The sequence below is a fragment of the Streptomyces sp. NPDC042346 genome (assembly GCF_055581845.1).
In genome coordinates this window covers 26,655-42,833 of sequence record NZ_JBVJEH010000011.1, presented here as the reverse complement: position 1 = coordinate 42,833, position 16,179 = coordinate 26,655, and the positions used below count along the sequence as shown (strand labels likewise).

Annotated in this window: 14 protein-coding genes and 4 pseudogenes; 11 read left to right on the top strand and 7 right to left on the bottom strand. The window is 69.3% G+C overall.

From position 1 onward, the window contains the following. Positions 1 to 62: 62 nt before the first annotated feature. Together ACZ6K0_RS33860 and ACZ6K0_RS33855 are read right to left on the bottom strand one after the other, a co-directional pair. Entirely contained in the window at positions 63 to 710 is a 648-nt protein-coding gene (locus ACZ6K0_RS33860) for a class I SAM-dependent methyltransferase (protein WP_469236140.1), read from the bottom strand. A 65-nt stretch (positions 711 to 775) separates the two neighbouring features. Continuing rightward, positions 776 to 1,903 carry an NADH:flavin oxidoreductase gene (locus ACZ6K0_RS33855; RefSeq protein WP_376410595.1) on the bottom strand — a complete coding sequence of 376 codons (1,128 nt, stop codon included), beginning with the start codon at positions 1,901 to 1,903 and terminating at the stop codon, positions 776 to 778. Between the two features lie 117 nt (positions 1,904 to 2,020). Between ACZ6K0_RS33855 and ACZ6K0_RS33850 the strand changes: the two genes are divergently transcribed. Both ACZ6K0_RS33850 and ACZ6K0_RS33845 read left to right on the top strand, forming a co-directional pair. Continuing rightward, positions 2,021 to 2,455 (top strand): MarR family winged helix-turn-helix transcriptional regulator, encoded by a 435-nt coding sequence (locus ACZ6K0_RS33850; protein WP_469236139.1) that lies wholly within the window; start codon positions 2,021 to 2,023, stop codon positions 2,453 to 2,455. A 605-nt stretch (positions 2,456 to 3,060) separates the two neighbouring features. After that, positions 3,061 to 3,479, top strand: a pseudogene (locus tag ACZ6K0_RS33845) (transposase family protein); the annotation flags it as partial. On the opposite strand, the gene ACZ6K0_RS33840 reads toward ACZ6K0_RS33845, so the two are convergent. After that, the gene (locus ACZ6K0_RS33840) at positions 3,434 to 4,246 is read right to left on the bottom strand and encodes a transposase (RefSeq protein ID WP_469577666.1); all 813 of its coding nucleotides are present in this window, start codon (positions 4,244 to 4,246) and stop codon (positions 3,434 to 3,436) included. The pseudogene ACZ6K0_RS33845 and the gene ACZ6K0_RS33840 sit on opposite strands and share 46 nt — an antisense overlap. Before the next feature lie 195 nt (positions 4,247 to 4,441). On the opposite strand from ACZ6K0_RS33840, the pseudogene ACZ6K0_RS33835 reads away from it, so the two are divergent. Further along, positions 4,442 to 4,661, top strand: a pseudogene (locus ACZ6K0_RS33835) (transposase); the annotation flags it as partial. A 57-nt stretch (positions 4,662 to 4,718) separates the two neighbouring features. On the opposite strand, the gene ACZ6K0_RS33830 reads toward ACZ6K0_RS33835, so the two are convergent. Next, positions 4,719 to 5,459 carry a class I SAM-dependent methyltransferase gene (locus ACZ6K0_RS33830; RefSeq protein WP_469236138.1) on the bottom strand — a complete coding sequence of 247 codons (741 nt, stop codon included), beginning with the start codon at positions 5,457 to 5,459 and terminating at the stop codon, positions 4,719 to 4,721. 193 nt (positions 5,460 to 5,652) lie between these two features. Here ACZ6K0_RS33830 and ACZ6K0_RS33825 point away from each other — a divergent pair. Further along, positions 5,653 to 6,106 (top strand): annotated as a pseudogene (locus ACZ6K0_RS33825) (helix-turn-helix domain-containing protein); the annotation flags it as partial. A 521-nt stretch (positions 6,107 to 6,627) separates the two neighbouring features. Here the strand turns inward: ACZ6K0_RS33825 and ACZ6K0_RS33820 are convergent. Beyond that, positions 6,628 to 7,545 (bottom strand): squalene/phytoene synthase family protein, encoded by a 918-nt coding sequence (locus tag ACZ6K0_RS33820; protein WP_469236137.1) that lies wholly within the window; start codon positions 7,543 to 7,545, stop codon positions 6,628 to 6,630. A gap of 865 nt (positions 7,546 to 8,410) precedes the next feature. On the opposite strand from ACZ6K0_RS33820, the gene ACZ6K0_RS33815 reads away from it, so the two are divergent. From ACZ6K0_RS33815 to ACZ6K0_RS33800, 4 genes and pseudogenes are all read left to right on the top strand, one after another. After that, the gene (locus ACZ6K0_RS33815; RefSeq protein ID WP_376410606.1) at positions 8,411 to 8,665 is read left to right on the top strand and encodes a hypothetical protein; all 255 of its coding nucleotides are present in this window, start codon (positions 8,411 to 8,413) and stop codon (positions 8,663 to 8,665) included. 106 nt (positions 8,666 to 8,771) lie between these two features. Next, positions 8,772 to 8,900: pseudogene (locus ACZ6K0_RS33810) on the top strand (cold shock domain-containing protein); the annotation flags it as partial. A gap of 411 nt (positions 8,901 to 9,311) precedes the next feature. Continuing rightward, positions 9,312 to 10,487: a cytochrome P450 family protein gene (locus ACZ6K0_RS33805; RefSeq protein WP_469236136.1), complete on the top strand. Its 1,176-nt coding sequence runs from the start codon at positions 9,312 to 9,314 to the stop codon at positions 10,485 to 10,487. Positions 10,488 to 10,753: 266 nt separating this feature from the next. Beyond that, the gene (locus ACZ6K0_RS33800) at positions 10,754 to 11,254 is read left to right on the top strand and encodes a hypothetical protein (protein ID WP_376410907.1); all 501 of its coding nucleotides are present in this window, start codon (positions 10,754 to 10,756) and stop codon (positions 11,252 to 11,254) included. A 208-nt stretch (positions 11,255 to 11,462) separates the two neighbouring features. Here ACZ6K0_RS33800 and ACZ6K0_RS33795 read toward each other — a convergent pair whose 3' ends face one another. Further along, positions 11,463 to 11,924, bottom strand: coding sequence for an excalibur calcium-binding protein (locus tag ACZ6K0_RS33795; protein WP_469236135.1), 462 nt, complete (start codon positions 11,922 to 11,924; stop codon positions 11,463 to 11,465). A gap of 403 nt (positions 11,925 to 12,327) precedes the next feature. Between ACZ6K0_RS33795 and ACZ6K0_RS33790 the strand changes: the two genes are divergently transcribed. Then, positions 12,328 to 12,648, top strand: coding sequence for a hypothetical protein (locus ACZ6K0_RS33790; RefSeq protein ID WP_469236134.1), 321 nt, complete (start codon positions 12,328 to 12,330; stop codon positions 12,646 to 12,648). Positions 12,649 to 13,020: 372 nt separating this feature from the next. Further along, a complete protein-coding gene (locus tag ACZ6K0_RS33785) occupies positions 13,021 to 13,665 on the top strand; it encodes a dihydrofolate reductase family protein (protein ID WP_469236133.1) in 645 nt (214 codons plus the stop codon). A gap of 314 nt (positions 13,666 to 13,979) precedes the next feature. On the opposite strand, the gene ACZ6K0_RS33780 is transcribed toward ACZ6K0_RS33785, so the two are convergent. Continuing rightward, positions 13,980 to 14,891, bottom strand: a complete 912-nt coding sequence (locus tag ACZ6K0_RS33780) for a LysR family transcriptional regulator (protein WP_469236132.1) — start codon at positions 14,889 to 14,891, stop codon at positions 13,980 to 13,982. A gap of 148 nt (positions 14,892 to 15,039) precedes the next feature. Between ACZ6K0_RS33780 and ACZ6K0_RS33775 the strand changes: the two genes are divergently transcribed. Then, on the top strand, positions 15,040 to 16,092 hold the full coding sequence (locus ACZ6K0_RS33775) for a YncE family protein (protein WP_469236131.1): 1,053 nt from the start codon (positions 15,040 to 15,042) through the stop codon (positions 16,090 to 16,092). The last annotated feature ends 87 nt before the right edge of the window (positions 16,093 to 16,179 follow it).

Genomic DNA, 16,179 nt, shown 5'->3' with positions numbered 1-16,179 from the left:
AGCTCGCCGTCCGCTACGAGGCCACCGTCACCATCGCCGTCATCAACGAGTGGCTGCGATCATTACCGCTTACGGCTCAGCATCTGTACCGCCTGGGACCGGTGGCCGTTCATCGTGGCGACCTCGATCTTGCGCTCCTCCACCATGTCGAAATCCGGCAGCAGAGCGCGCAGGTGCGCGATGTCGTGGTGCCGGCACACCGCGCCATCGTCCGTGGCGAAGACCCCGTACGGTGTGCCGAACTGCTGGGCATGGGCGGCGTAGCGGTCGCGGTTTCGCTCGTCGTCCTGCAGGACGACGTCGCTGACGTAGAGCAGTCCCCCAGGGGCCAGAACGCGGCTCAGCTCGGCGACCAGTGCCTGCTGAGCATCGTTGTCGGGGATGCACGTCAGTACCGCGAACAGCAAGACGACTTCGAACCTCGCCGAGGCGTAGGTCAGGTCCGGCGGAGAGTCCAGGACTTCGAAGCGAAGGTCAGGCCGCAACTCACGGCCCCGTTCGATCAGTGTCGGAGACAGGTCCACGCCGGAGACATCGGAGAAGCCGTTATCGCTGATCTCCGCCATGACACGGCCGTATCCACACCCGTAGTCCAAGACCCGAGCGTTCGGATTCACCCCTGCCAGCCAGCTGAGATTTACCGGATGGGTGAACGTCTTCGTCGCGCCGATGCCGTCCCAGTATGCGATCTGACTACCAAGATCCTTCATGCGAGAGCAGCATACGGCCCTCGCCGACGCTGCCCTCGCCACTTGATCCACTTCTGAAGCAGGCCCTAGCTCAGCGTCTTCACCGCCGCCGCGTCGTACGGCTTGAGCTCGTCGGTCCGCCCCGCCAGGACCTTCGCTGCCCACTCCGGGTCCTGGAGCAGGGCGCGGCCGACGGCGACCATGTCGAACTCGTCCCTCTCCAGGCGGTCGAGGAGGTCCTCGATGCCCTGTACCGGGGCGCCTTCGCCCGCGAAGGCGTGGATGAAGTCGCCGTCGAGGCCGACCGAGCCGACGGTGATGGTGGGCCTGCCGGTGAGCTTCTTGGTCCAGCCCGCCAGGTTCAGGTCCGAGCCCTCGAACTCGGCTACCCAGTGGCGGCGTGTGGAGGCGTGGAAGGCGTCGACGCCGGCCGCGGCGAGCGGGGTCAGGATCGCCTCCAGCTCCTGCGGGGTCTGGGCGAGCCGCGCGTCGTACGCGTCCTGCTTCCACTGCGAGAAGCGGAAGATCACCGGGAAGTCGGGCGAGACGGTCTCGCGGACAGCGGTCACGATCTCGGCCGCGAACTTCGTACGGGCCACGGGGTCGCCGCCGTAGGCGTCGGTACGGCGGTTCGTCCCCGCCCACAGGAACTGGTCGAGGAGGTAGCCATGGGCGCCGTGCAGCTCGATGCCGTCGAAGCCGATGCGCTCCGCGGCCGCGGCGGCCTCGGCGAAGGCGCCGATGACGTCGTCCAGGTCGCTCTGGGTCATGGCCTTGCCCGTGCCCTCGGTGCCGTCGGGGCGGATGCCGGAGGGGCCCACCGCCGGGGCGTCGACGTAGGGCTCCTGGCCCTGCTGGCGCACCATACCGATGTGCCACAGCTGCGGCACGATGGTGCCGCCGGCCGCGTGCACAGCCTCGGCGACCTTCGCCCATCCCGCCAGCTGCTCCTCGCCGTGGAACCGCGGCACACGGTCGCTCTGCCCGGCCGACTCGTGGCCGACGTACGTCCCCTCGGTGACGATCAGGCCTACGCCCGCGGCGGCGCGTCGGGCGTAGTACGACCGCACGTCCTCGCCGGGGACTCCGCCGGGGGAGAACATGCGCGTCATCGGCGCCATCGCGATGCGGTTCGGGACGGTCAGGCCGTTCAGCGCGACGGGCCGGGACAGGATCTCGGAGGCGCGGGAGGTGGGGGACGTGGTGACGGTCACAGGGACGCTCCTCGTGGCGATTACTTGACAACCTTGATGCTTGAGTACTTCATGTAATGAGGAGACGGTAGAGGTCAATGCTTGAGGTAGTCAAGTATCTCTGGCTAGAGTGCCCCCATGACAGAAGCTCCCCGCGTCGACACGGCCCAGCTCATGGAGTTGCTCTCCGTGTCGCTCGGCGTCTATTACGGCGATTTCACCGTCGCGGCGGCGAGCGAGAACCTCACGGCGAGCCAGGGCAAGGCCCTGACCGTGCTGCGCAGGGGTCCCGCCGCGATGCGCACCCTGGCCGAGACCATGACCTGCGACGCCTCCAACATGACCGGGATCATCGACCGGCTGGAGAAGCGCGGCCTGGTGCGCCGCGAGGCCTGCGTCTCCGACCGGCGCGTCAAGAACGTCATCCTCACAGCCGAGGGTGAGCGCGTCACTGACGCGATCCGCGCGAAGATGCGCACCACGCAGGAGGGCCTGGACAGGCTCAGCGGTCAGGACCGGGACTCCCTGTACACCCTGCTGGAACGGGTCTTCGTCTCCCTGCCCGCCGCCTGAACCCCCTGGCTGCCTCACGTCTCCCTGGCGGCGCCTCCAAGGTCCTGCTCGTCGGACCTCCAGAGTCCCTCGTACCGGCCTTGGGTAGCGCCCCTCCGGGGCCGGTAATCGACAACCTCGTCACCTCATCACCTCGGCCCGCCCCCGCCGAGCCGCCGTCCCCCGTGGTAACGCAGACTGTCGTGAGGTTCCTGTCGCCAGTCCGGCACCCAGCCGTCGGCGTCGTGGAGCAGCACCGGGTGGTCGACCGCTGTCAGCGAGACGTTCGCCCTCGCCGGACACGCGCCGCAGGAGGCGGTGGTGTCGCGCCCCGATGCCGACTCCAGTACGGTTCCAAGTCCTCTGCGGACAGGACCGCCGCCACCGCCTATCTGACGACAGGCAGGCTGCCGGCCGCGGACCTGACCTGCCAGGCCACGCCCGCCCAGGCGCAGAATGGTCCGGACCTCCCGCCGCCGACGCCTCAAGGCCTCCCCGAGCGGCAGGACCGCTCCTGACCGACACGGCTGTCTGTCCGTGCAGTGGGCCTTCGAGCCACGAGTGCCCCACTGCCGTTCTACCGTCAGGGCGCAACCGCAGACGGACTCCTGACGACCTGGGGCCCGACCGCTCATATACGGCTGCTCAGATGGGCCGTGGACGGCACCTGGGAACGGATCGTCGCCATGCTCCTCGCAGCGGCCGACGAAGCTGACGGCATCGGCTGGACTGTCTCGGTGGACTCCACCGTCTGCCGCGCCCACCAGCACGCCGCCGGAGCCAGGAAAATCGGGCTCCGGATCAGGCTGAGCCCGACGGCCATGCGCTCGGTCGTTCGCGCGGTGGCATGAGTACGAAAGTCCATCTCGTCAGCGACAGCCAAGCCCGTCCCTTGGTCCTCCGTGTCACCGCAGGACAGGCGGGTGAAGCGCCGGCCTTCGAGGCCGTTACGGCCAGCATCCGAGTTCCGCGAAGCGGGCCGGGACTCCCGGACCGGGATCAGGTGCGAGCGACGGAACCGGCCGCCCTCGTGCTCGACCCCGCCCTTCTCGTGGGCGCCCTCGATGCCGGGCCTGCAGTGGAACGCGTCGAATCCGTAGTGCGACCGGAAGGCCACCCACCTCTGCGACTCCACCCGCGAGCGGCCGAAGCAGACCTGGGAGAGCGCCAGCTTGAATTGTCGTAACGGATGTGCCTGGTCGGGACACCGCCGAGAATCCGGAAGGCGTCCACGTGGCCCTGCATGAACGCTTCCTGGCCCGACGTGGAGAACACCCGGTGGCCCGCCTTGCCCGAATATGACAGCCGCAGCGTGAACAGCTGGCACTGCATCGGCTTGCCGTCCACCCGCACCCAGACCTCGGCGAAGTCGACCTCGGCTTCCTCGCCGGGCCGGTGGAACTGCGGAACCATGCCCTCGTGCATCATCCGGGCCCGGTCCGCCTCCTCCCTGATCTGAGGCCGGCGGACCCGCAGGTAGTCGTTGAGGGTGGTGTAGGCGACGGCGGTGAAGCCGTACTCGTCGCGCAGCCGGTCCAGGATCCGCTTGTTGGTGTGCCGCTGCTTCGGCGGCGCGGTCAGATCCGACCGCAGCATCTCGTCGATCCAGCCCTTTGCCGGATCCAGCGCCGACCGGCGCATCACAGGCTCCTTGCGCTGGGGCGGCAAAGCGCTGTCCAGGGCCTGGCGGACCACCCGGCGGTGGACCGCGTAACGGCGGGCCAGCTCATGAACAGAGGCGTTCTCCAGCCTCCGGTCGCGACGGATCCGCTCGAACAACTCAACACGCTGCAAAATCCGGCCTCCTGGCACGGCCGTAATCAAGTACTCACAAAGCGTGATCCTGGGCTGGAACCCGGGTCAATACCGCACTACTCCAAACGAGTGCATCCCCGCCGTACCGACTGCCAGGTGGGGCCACTTCAAACCGTTCCTCGGTGGGGCCACACGAAGCCGTTCCCCCGGGGTCAAAAGAGGCCGTCCTAGGCGCGTGTCGTTGGCACGGTGATGGGACGGGGATATCTCACGAATGAGGAGTGGGTCCGGCTGAAGCCGCGCCTGCCGAAGTCAGGGCTGCGCGGCGGCCGGTGGGCCAGTCACCGCAGGATCATCAACGGGATCCTGTACCGGCAGCGCACGGGTGCCTTGGCGGGATCCGCCTGCGCGTTTCGGTCCGTGGAAGACCGTGTATGAGCGGCACCAGCGCTGGTCGGCGGATGGCCCGTGGGGGACCTTCCAGGGCCAACCGGGGAGGGGATGCCTTCACGTCTCGGTGCGGCGGTGCTTACGGTTTGTGGGTTACCCAGAGCATTTCTGCCGGCCAGCGGTGTGCCCAGTCAGGCGGGTCGGTTTGGTTGTAGCCGTTGGCTGTTCCGGATTCGGGCCGCGGCTCGATGAGGTCGTCGATGACGAGACCAGCGCCACGCAGGACCTTGATCCAGCTGCCGTAGGTGAGCTGATAGCTGACCGCGCCCTGGCCTTCGGCGATGGTGTCCAGCCCGAAGTAATCCTGGTGCAGCGTCGTGGTTGCGCGGCCGGCGGCTTCGTCGTAGCAGGCTTCGAACCATGGGCTGGCGACGTTGAACACCAGGCGCCCACCGCGGCGCAGGATGCGTGCGGCCTGTGGGACGGCCAGGTGCGGGGGCGCCCAGCTAAGCCCGCCGTAGTCACAGAACACCAGGTCGAAGCTGTCGGCGGCGAACGGGAGGTGTTCGGCGGTGCCTTGCACCAGCGGGTAGCGGGCCGCTCCCATCGCGCGAGCTGCCGCGGTGAGCTGGGCTTCGGACAGGTCGAGCCCGACCACGGTGGCGCCCTCGGCGGCGAGCGCCCTGGACCACTGGCCGGCGCCGCAGCCGAGTTCGAGGACGCGCTTGCCGGTGACGTCGCCCAGGGCGTGCAGGTGCGCGTCGGGGATGGCGTATGTGCCCCACAGTCGGGGCGCTGCGCCGATCTGCGGGTCGTGTTCGTGCTGGTACGCGCTGCTGATCTGATTCCAGAACCGCCGGTTGGCAGAAATACTGTCCACGCGCCGACTCAAGCACTGCCTGCCGGGGTGGTCAACACGATTGTGCTGCGACCGGGAAGGTGCACCGGTTCACGGGTGTCCCGTCTGGCTGCCGATGCGATCGGGTGGGATCGATCGACCCGATCCAGCGTCAGGAGACGTGGTGGCACCACGGGTTCTAGTCAGCAGGATCGCCGACTACGAGGGCCAGTAGCTGCAGCAGATCGTCCGGAGGGGCAGCACGAACAGCGTGCGCTACCGGCGGGCGATGATCCTGCTGGCCTCTGCGGGAGCCAACACCGTCCCGGTCATCGCCTGTCTCGTGGCCGCCGACGAGGACACCGTCCGCGATGTCATCCACCGCTTCGAACGAGATCGGCCTGGCCTGCCTGGACCCTCGGTGGACGGGAGGCCATCCCCGCTTGTTCAGCGATGACGACGAAGCCCTCGTCATCCAGACGGCCACCAACCGCCCGGTCAAGCTCGGCCGGCCGTTCACCCGATGGTCGATCCGCAAGCTCACCGCCTACCTACGCAAAGTCCACGGACGCGTGATTCGCGTCGGCCGCGAGGCCCTGCGGATGCTACTCAAGCGGCATGGCATCACCTTCCAGCGCACCAAGACCTGGAAGGAATCCACCGACCCCGACTTCGACGCCAAGTTCGAGAGCGCACCGGGCCACGGTCCCAACCGGCAACCCGGCGAACCTCTGCGGTCACGGCACTAGCTCCCGCCACGACAGTCGGCCACCTCACCAGAACTCACGGGGAGCTGGCCGACGGGCCATCAGGTCGCAGCGCGAACCACACCTCATCGAGAGTCGGGGGCCCGGGATCACGAACGGGCTGACCCACCTCGGATGGCCAATTGGGACGGAAACGTCCCATGAAGTCTGTGAAGTCGTTCCTGAGATACCGAGAATCGGACGGCTTCAGCCGGATCTGCTGACGGCTGTCTGCCCACCAGATCTCGAAACCCGTACTCGGCATCTGTCATCACGAACGCATCTTCGCACCCTCGTCCTGGCCGGGCGTGGAGTCCTCTCTTGGAGGACTGGGCACTGCTGGTCGCGGCGTGCCGGCGCACGAATCGGACGACGTGTCTGCTCGCCCGGCTCCGAACAGGACACTGCCTTCGCTGATACGCCCTGATCGACCGGACACCCCTTCAGGCCCTGGCTCATGGGGCTCACCGGGTCTTCGACGCCCTGGACACAACGAGCCGGGTTCGTGCGGCTGTCTCCCGCAACAGCAATGCGGCGGCCGCCAGCGGCGGGGGACCGGAAGCCCGCGTCGCCAACGACGCACCCGCGCGGCGTACGGCCTCGAGGCGGAGTCGCTGGACACCGATGAGGGCCCGCATGAACGGCTGGTACGAAGCATCCACCACACCAGTGAGAGAGCCCGTCGCAGCCAGGTCACCGGCGGCCAGGTCCGCCTGCTCCACGACAAGCCTGCCCAGCGCCGCACCGGGCCGGCTCAGATCCGCACCGTGGCGCGCAACCGCCTCCGCAGGTACACCGGGCCGGCCCGCTCGCACATCTTCGGACAGGTCCTCCAGAAAATCGATCCGCTGCATGGCACGCATGAGCCGATGGCACCCACCGGTGAACACCACCCGCGCCTCCTCGTCCGCGGGTGCCAGGAGACAGGCCGTGAGCATCAACGCGGGCAGCGAGTACCCCTCCACGTACCGCTCCAGTTCCCCCTCGTCCGCGATGCTCCGCCACGCCACCTCGAGCTCACAGCCGTCCAGGAACTCCTCCACGTAGGCGCGCAGATCCGGATGGCGTTCGGCGGTGCGTACCAGGCAACGCAGTACACCCAGCGCGGAGTCCCCCTCGGCGAAGGCTTTCCGCACGAGCCCGTCCCACTTGGTGAGCGCGGCCGCGCGTTCATCGTGTGTCCCGCGGTCGATGCGGTCGTCGGTGTCGTGCATGAACGCGACTGCGGCCACGACGTGTGGCACCAGAGCGGAGGGCAGCAGCAGCCGCGCGGCCGCGTACTCGGCCGTCGTGAACCTCCGCACCGCCCGCCGCTGCTCGGTGTAGTCCCGCCGTAGCCGTGGCTCAGTGACCCCGGCCCGGTCCAGGGCACGCTTCCACATGAAGATCTCCTGTCGTCGTCGGCTGCGAGCCTATGGGCGCCCGGAAAGCCATGGGCGTCCGGGTCGCAAACCCCGGGGGCCCCGCATCCTGTCTGTCGTCTGTGCTGCGCTGTGCGAGGGGTTCGGGAGCCGGCGCGGGTCAGCGCCGGAGACGGTGCTGTGGACCGCGGAGCCTGTGGGGCCCTGGTCTTCGAGAACGATGACCTCCCAGGATGGAGGGACGACGCCGTCGTCAGCCGACTGCGGCGCCGCAGTTCAGGCTCGTGGTGACCTGTATACGTATCGGCGCGCGCATCGGCGGTTCACGAATCGTGCGGGGCGGCGGCCCGACCACTTCTGGCGGCGTCTTCGGGCGCCGTGTCCAGAACTGATCGGTGGAGCGGGAGCTTCGGTAAGTCGAAGGCGGTCCCGCGCCTCCACGTCTTGGAATCGAAGGCCTACGCGGGCTCATGTCGCGGAATGCCAGTGGCGCGTAGCCCGGGTCGGCGCTTTCGGCCCCGGTTCAGCGTGTGCTCGTCCGCACAGTTCGGTCGGCGCATCTGCCTCGCTGGACTGTGGGCCGGGCGCCTGTCGGGCAGGGCCGGCGGGAGGTGGTCGGTGGCAGGTCTGAGTGGTCAGGCGGAGTGCGTGATCCGTTGGACGCAGACAGCCCGGCGTGTATGCGCAGGGTGCCCCATGCGGTCGATGTCACGCGGTGCGTACCTGCCCTCCTGGTGGTCGCGCCACGTGGAGTCTGTGAGCCATTGGCGCTGCGTTCCCGGGCATCTCGGGCTTGACCCCTGCCGCAGGTGGCGCGGGGTCGCTTTCCGTGTGGTGTGGGGTCCTTCGGGATGCGCTGACTGTCGTGGGAGCCGAGGGTGGTGGCATGGAGATCATGGTGGTGCAGGAACTGCGCAAGGAGATCGCTGCCGGGGACTTCGGTCCCGGCGATCCTGCGGCACGCATCGAGGCGGTCCATGTCGTGCCCGTGGAACCGGGTGACCGAACTCTCTGCGGAATGCCGGCCGAGGACATGGAGCGATTGTCCTATCAGCCCAGCGGCCCGGACGTGCCGTGGCTGCCTGCCGACAAGCGGGACTGGGAATGCTCCAGCTGCGCAGAGGCGCTCCGTGCCGCCTGAACGGTTCGGACCGCAGACGGACGGCGGCCGGGCGCCTTCCCCCCAGGGGGATGGCATAGCACCGCACTCCGGCCGGTAGCCCCGGCACGTTCGAAGGACACGCGGTATGGCCGGCGGCATCGTTGAGGGGGTGAACGCCTAGAAGGGCTTCGGTTTCATCGCCCAGGACGGTGGCCCGGACGTCTTCGCCCACTTCTCCAACATCTCCGGCAACGGATACCGGGAGCTCGTCGAGGTGCCTGCTCCGCTTGGTACCGGATGTCGGGCAAGGACCTGCGGGCACAGGTGACCCAGGAGGTCGCACAGCACCCCGACAGCCGCACCGGTCACGTCTAAGCGCGCACCTGGCGGTTAAGCGCGCACCTGGCGGTGTCGCCGGGCGGGCGCCTGGAGTGGCTCGCTCGCGATCCCCGCCCCGACGTGGCGGTCGGGCGAGGTAAGGCCAGCTGACGGCCTGCCGGTGAGCCGTGAGCCGTGAGCGGTCAGCGGTGAGAGAGGCCGGCCGAGACCGCGGGAAGCGGAGGGACAACCGACTCCCTGGCCCCGGGCAGAGTTCGGCGTTCCATCGCGTCGCAGATTGACGATCTCGAGCCGTGTCGGGCGTGTCGCTGCCTTGGTCGACCAGAGCACGTCGGAGCCTGAGGACATGACCGACACGACTCAGGGGCTTCGCTTCCTCCAGGACCCCTATCCGGCCTACGCGGCTATGCGCTCGATATCCCCGGTGCGGCCCGTCCCCGGCTCCGGCGGGCGCCCCAGTTACCTGGTCACAGGCTATGCGGAAGCCAGAGAAGCCCTCGGCGACGCTCGCCTTTCGAAGGATACGGCCGCGTTCTTCGCGGGCAAGGGGTCACGGCGCCGTCTGCACCCCGCGGTCGCCCACACGATGCTGGCGAGCGACCCGCCCCAGCACACCCGGCTGCGCAAACTGGTGACCAAGGCGTTCACCACCGGGGCTGTCGCGGAGCTGCGTCCGTTCATCGCCCGGGTCACCGACGAGCTGCTGGATCAGTGGCCGGCCGACGGGCCGTTCGACTTCGTGGCCGGCTTGGCCGTGCCGCTGCCGGTCATCGTGATCTGCGAGCTGCTCGGGGTCCCGCAGGCGGACCGGCCCGATGTCCAGCGCTGGTCCGCGCAGCTCTTCGCGGCAGGAGAGCCCGATGTCATCGACGCCGCCTCGCACTCGATGGCCGACTACATGACGGGCCTCCTCGCCACCAAGCGCCGGGACCCCGGCAGCTCTCTCCTCGACCGGCTCATCGCCGCCCGCGACGGAGACGATCACCTGAGCGAGGAGGAGCTGGTCTCCCTGGCGGTGCTCCTGCTCGTGGCCGGCCACGAGACCACGACCAACGCCCTCGGCAACGCACTTCTGGCACTGCTCCAGCACCCAGTCGCGCTGGAGCGCCTTCGGGCGAATCCCGGCGACCTGCCTGCCGCGCTGGATGAACTGCTCCGCTTCGACTCGGCGGTGAGTACGGCCACCTTCCGGTTCACCACGGAAGCCGTCGAGCTCGGCGGTACCGGTATCCCGGCCGGAGTCCCGGTCCTGGTCGCGCTTGGCGCGGCCAACCGAGACCCAGAGCGGTTCCCGGAGCCGGACCGGCTCGACCTGGACCGGAACGCGACCGCCCACCTGGCCTTCGGCCACGGCATTCACCGCTGTGTCGGCGCGCCCCTGGCGAAGGCCGAGGTGGAGATCGCGCTGAGAGCCCTCCTGACCCGATTCTCCGGCATCCGCCTTGCCATACCGGCGGACCAGCTGGAATGGCGGCACACCCGACTCATCCGTGGGCTGGCATCACTACCCGTCCTGGCCTAGCGGAACGCCACGCAGCCGCCAGACGTGCCCGTCCGCGCCCGGGGGCACGGGCAGCCACGGCTCAACGAGCGTCAGAGCGGTGTCTGGAGAAGTCACGGTACTGCGGCGCTCGACGAAGCCAATCGCCGGACGGTTCGGAGGACAAGCAAGCCTTTCGGCTGACCCGGAGGCCTCTCCAGCTCCTGCCGCAGCGGGTGTCCCGTCCCCCGGAAGGGGGAGGCAGCCCACCGTGGCGGACGATGTGCGGCAGCCGCGTACGAAACAGCATGTACGTCATGACGACAGCCACCACTCCTCTCCCTGCCTCCGTACCCGCGCCCGTCTGGGCTCGCCGCGCCGCCCATGCCATAGCCCTGTGCGCGGTCCCGTCCGGTCTGTGGCGTATCGCCATGGCCTGTGGTGTCTACGTGGGTTACAGCGACCAAGTGCTGCGCGACGTCTTCGACATCCCCGGATGGGGCATCGCGTACGTCGTCGGCCTCTCCGTCCTTGCCGAGGCAGCCGCTCTGTTTCCGCTGCTCCTCGTCAGCGACCGGTGGCAGCCGCTGCGCCCGCGAGCTCTCGCCGGACTGGCGTGGACCGCCTCGGGTCTCCTGGTCCTGGTGGCGCTGTGGCAACTCGTGGTCGCCTTCACCGTCGAGAGCCAGACGTACATGTCGAGCAGCACGGCACTGACCGTCTGGTGGCTCGCCTTCGCCCCGCTGTTCGCCATTCCCGCCCTGATGAGCGCGGTGACCTGGTCGTACGCAAAACGCCACCGTGTATGAGGACATGGGGGCCGTTTGTTCGGGTCATGGTGCCTCGGCTCGTGGAAGCCGGGATCACGGACGATCCGGGCCCCCGGTTCCTGCCGCTGGAACCGGGGGAGGGGCCGGGGAACGCCCTACAGCCATCGGGGAGGAAGCACGTGCCCGCTCTGCGCGGAGGCCGGCCGTCCGGATGGCCGGGGCGCGGGCGTTCATGTGGCTCTCCCGCTTACGGCCGCTTCGATCCGCGGGTGAGGCGGCGTGCCGTGAGGTGGCCGCCGGCCACGCTGGCACCGGCAGCCAGGGCGAGGCCGATGCCCAGGCTGAGAGCCGAGGGACCTGACGTGCCGCCGACGCCCGCCCGGGTACCGAGACTCGGAACGACGGGGGCGGGAACGATGGGGGCCGCCGACGGGCTGACAGTGGCGTTCGGGCTCAGCGGCTGCACCGTGTCCGCGCTGGTACGCCTGGGCAGTGCTTCGCAGGCGATGCCATCATCGGGCCCCTGGTCCTCGTCAAGCCGGTGAGGGTTGCGCGTGTCCCGATTGAACTCGGCTTGGGCGTCTTCCTGGTAGAGGAAGTTCCGGCAATCGAGATCCTGCGCGTGAGCGACGCCGGACAACGCGGCGACAGACGTGACGGAAGCGATGGCCAGGGCTATACCGGCTGCCACCATGCTGCGACTGCTCATCAGACGACCTCCTCGCTGCCGCGTAAGCATCCCCTCACACCACGCTACGAGCGCCCCACGGCCGCAGCGCGTGGCGTTGGCCCGAACGGGCATCGCCCCCTGGCGCGTCCAGGCTGTTCGCCCGGTGAGCGGCGTGCAGTTGCGGTGGCAGGTCACTCGCCGAGGCCACGGCAACAGGCGCCGGCGGTGATGAGTCCCGCACTGTGGTCGCGTTCCTCGGCCGTACGGTCGAGCTCACCGTCACCCAAAGGAATGCCGCCCTACGGCGTCCGTGCCCGCGCGTGCCCCAGTGCCGCTGCATCGCCCGCATGGCGATCCGGGAGGCATCTCGCTCACGCAACCCACGTCGACCACTTGGCGTCCTGCTTCATGACGGACGGCTGCTGATCACCTGGGAGAGCACGTGGCGAAGAAGGACCTGACGACGGAGGCGGCGCAGGAGAAGGACCGCGAGAAGTGGATGGCGCGTTTCCAGGTACGGCTGGCCATGCAGCCGGGCGTGGACCGGGCGATCGTGCTCCAGGCGATCAAGGAGGTCACGGCGCGTTGCGCGGAAACGGGAGAGCACCCGCGGGCTGCCTTCGGAGACCCGGACGCCTACGCCGTGCAGGTCGCCGAGGCATTGGTGCCGCAGGAACGAGCGGAGCGCGCGAGGCGGCGCGACGGAGCGATGGCCACGCTCGACTCGGTGCTCAGGAAGGCCAGGGACGCCACGGGACTGTGACGGCTTCGGCGCGCCTGCTCCCAGGCCCAGGCCGACCGTGTTGACACCGCGTGACACCGCCTTGGCCACGGCCTTCTTCAGCGTTCCCAAGGACGGAACGGCGGGTCGGAGATCGGGCACGCCGTCGCCGGAGGCAAAGCGCGCGAGTGCCGTCGATCTCCCCGTCTCCTGATGCTCGGCCCGGCCGGTGGAGCGACAGCAGCCGAGCCATCGGCCGAGCCACCGGCCGGGCCTCGGCCGGCATGCCGCCCGCTTAGGCCGGACGGCCCAACCTTCGACCGGGCGAGGCGGGTTGCGTCGCGTCGATGAATCGGCGGCCGACAGGCAAGGCCTATCTCTTGACGGAGACAATCGACTCATCGGGAGTAAGCCATGGGCCTCATCACCATCGAGCTGTTCGCGACCCTCGACCTTGTCGGGCAGGCGCCCGGCGGTCCTGACGAGGACCCGGTGGGATTCCCGTTCGGCGGCTGGCAGGCGCCCCTGCTGGACGAGGTTGCCGGGGCGCAGATCGGTGCCGCGTACGAGGGCACGGACGCGCTCCTGCTCGGCCGGCGAACGTACGACATCTTCGCCGCCTACTGGCCTCACCAGGACGGCGGCGAGGACAGCGAGATCGCCACGCTGTTCAACAGCGTCCCGAAGTACGTGGCGTCTCGCGGCAGGCCCGACCTCCCGTGGGCCGGGTCCACGCAGCTGGGCCCGGATCTCGCCGACGCGGTGCGTGAGATCCGCGACCGGCATGAGGACGTGAAGGTCGTCGGGAGTCTGAACCTCGTGCAGACCCTGCTGCGCGAGAAGCTCTTCGACCGTCTCGATCTCTGGCTGCACCCGATCGTGCTCGGCGTCGGGAAGAAGGTGTTCGACGACGGCGCGGTGCCCACCAACGTCACGCTCCTCGCGCCCCCGGTGGCCGGCCCTGCGGGGACCGTCTTCCTGCGCTACGGGGTCGCCGACGGCACTCCCGCGACGGGGGACATGAGCCTGCCCGATCGCGGTATCGGAAGCAACGGCTGAGGCCCCGTCAGGTCGGGGTCGGCGCAGTCTTCGCAGCAACGTGCCGCGATGCTGCGGTGGCGTCGGCGACGATGACGTACCCCGAGGTGGGGCAGTCGGCAGCGGCCGAGGCCGTCTCCGACGGACGTTCGTTTCTGCACTCGGCCTGACGCGTGCCGGCCGGGGGAGCAGCCGGGAGGCGGCGCGACACACAGCCCTGGGTGCCGAATGAGGGGAAGCCGAGAATCGTTGACGCAGCCCTGACCCCGCGCATGGGGTCGGGGCCGCGGATCCTCAGAGGCCCTGCCCGGGTGCAGGTTCGTGCAGGCCGCGGATCAGCGCTCGGCGTCGCCGAGTCCTGCCGGGGCGAGGACGGCGGCAGCCAGGTGCTCGCGGAACCAACTGTGGCCCGGGTCGGACGAGTTGCGGGGATGCCAGGCCATCCCCAGGTCCATGGGTGCCAGATCGAGCGGGATGGCGAACGTCCGCAGCCCCATGGCGGAGACGGTGTCGGGGAGCCAGCCGGCCAGGCTGAGCGCGACGAGGTCGGTGTCCCGGGCGAGCATCATCGCGCTCGTATGGCTGGGCACCACGATCGCGGTCCGGCGCCGTAGTCCGAGTTCCGCCAGCGCGTGATCGATGGGCCCGAGGCGCTTGCCGAGCCGGGAGATGCCGATGTGGTCGGCCGCGGCGAACCGACGGGCGTCGATCGGCCCGTCGAAGAGGGGATGATCCTGGCGGGCGATGCCGACAGGTGTCATCCGCGTGAGCTGACGGGTACGGATCTCCGGGTCCAGGTGCCCGAGGACGCCGAGCTCGACGTCCACCCAGCCCTGTCGCAGCCCGGGGCCGCCCTCGACCGCCTCGGACAGGAAGACGACGTCCACCAGCGGGGCCTCCGCGTGGATCCGCTCGGTCAGGTTCGCGGCCAGTCCCACCAGGAGCAGGTCGGCGGCCTGCACCGTGAACGTGCGCTGGAGACGTGCGGCGTCGAAACCGGGACCGGGCCGTAGGACGTTGTCGCAGCCGCGCAGCAACGCGGCCACCTCTTCCCGGAGTTCCAGGGCGCGCGGGGTCGGGACCATTCCCTGGCCGGCCCGGACGAGCAGCGGGTCGCCGACCGCACGGCGCAGCCGGGCCAGGGTGCGGCTCACCGCCGCGGGCGAGGTACCAAGGCGTTCCGCTGCTCGGGTCACGCTGTTGTCCTGGAGCAAGGCGTCCAGGGCGCGCAGCAGGTTGAGATCCATCAATCGCTCCTGAGCTGGAATTTTGCATCTGAGGCAATGATTGGATGCTCATCTTTGCATTGATGTGGCGCTCTGCGGCACGGAGAGTGGAGACGCCCGCGGAAACGCGCGCGGCATTCCTCCCTCCGCCCCATCCCAAGGAGCCGCTGTGCACCAGTCCCCTCGTACCGGTCGAGAAGGCGATGTCCTGGCCGTTGTCAGCCAGAGCGGGCCGACCGTCTCGTTCTTCGACGCCGCATCCGACCGCTACCTCGGCCACGTACAAGTTCCGTCAGAGCCGCACGAGTTGTGCTTCGACGCGACGCACCGGCTCCTGTGGTGCACGCTGACGTACCGCTCGGGCTACTACCACGCGAACGGCGGCCGACGCACCGACCTGGCCGTCATCGACCCCGACACCCGCCGGGTCGTCGAGATCGTCGACATCGGCCCGGAACACGGGCCGCACGGCCTGGCGCTGGACCCGGCGCGCGGCCGGATCCACGTCAGCGTGGAAGGCGCCGCGAACCGGCCCGGCGGTGTCGTGGTGATCGACACGGCGACCCGCCGGCCTGTGGGCAGGATCGACACCGACGCGCCCGGCCCGCACTGGTTCGCCATCGACCCGGCGGGCAGGACGGGCTACGCCACCAACAAGGAGGCGCCGTTCGTGTCGGTCGTCGACCTCGAACGGGGCGTCCTCGCCTCGAAGGTCGAGGTACCGGGCAGTGAGGGACTCGCCGTCTCCGCCGACGGCGCTCACGCCTTCGTCGCCGCGCCCTACGGCGACTTCTCCGCCGCAGCCGAAGGGCGGCCGACCACGGGAATCCGGATCATCGACGCCCGCACCGCGTCTGTCGTCGACACCCTGCCCACGGAAGACATCGTCCTGCCGGTGCATCTGACCTCGACGGGGAAGCTGCTCGCGGGCGAAGTACGCATGGCACCCGATTCGGGGTCGCGACTCGGACGCCACGCACCGGGCCGTCTCACCGTGTTCGCTGCCGACACCCGCAAGCACCTGGGTGAACTCGCGGTCGGGCGGTTCCCGTTGACCATCACCTCGTCTCCCGACGGCCGACTCGCCTATGTGGCTTGCGTCATCTCCTCCACCGTCGATGTCGTCGACCTGGAGACGCTGGATCGCCTGGCCCGGCTGGACATCGCCAAGCTCGGCGAGGCCGGCGCGCACGGCCTGGCGTACCTTGCGCGCCCGGCCTGACAGCCGTGCGCGGCGGAAGCGGACGTCCTCGCCGTCCACCCCGGCCGCGACGCCAGGTCAATGAGCTTCGTTCCGGCGATTCCGGGT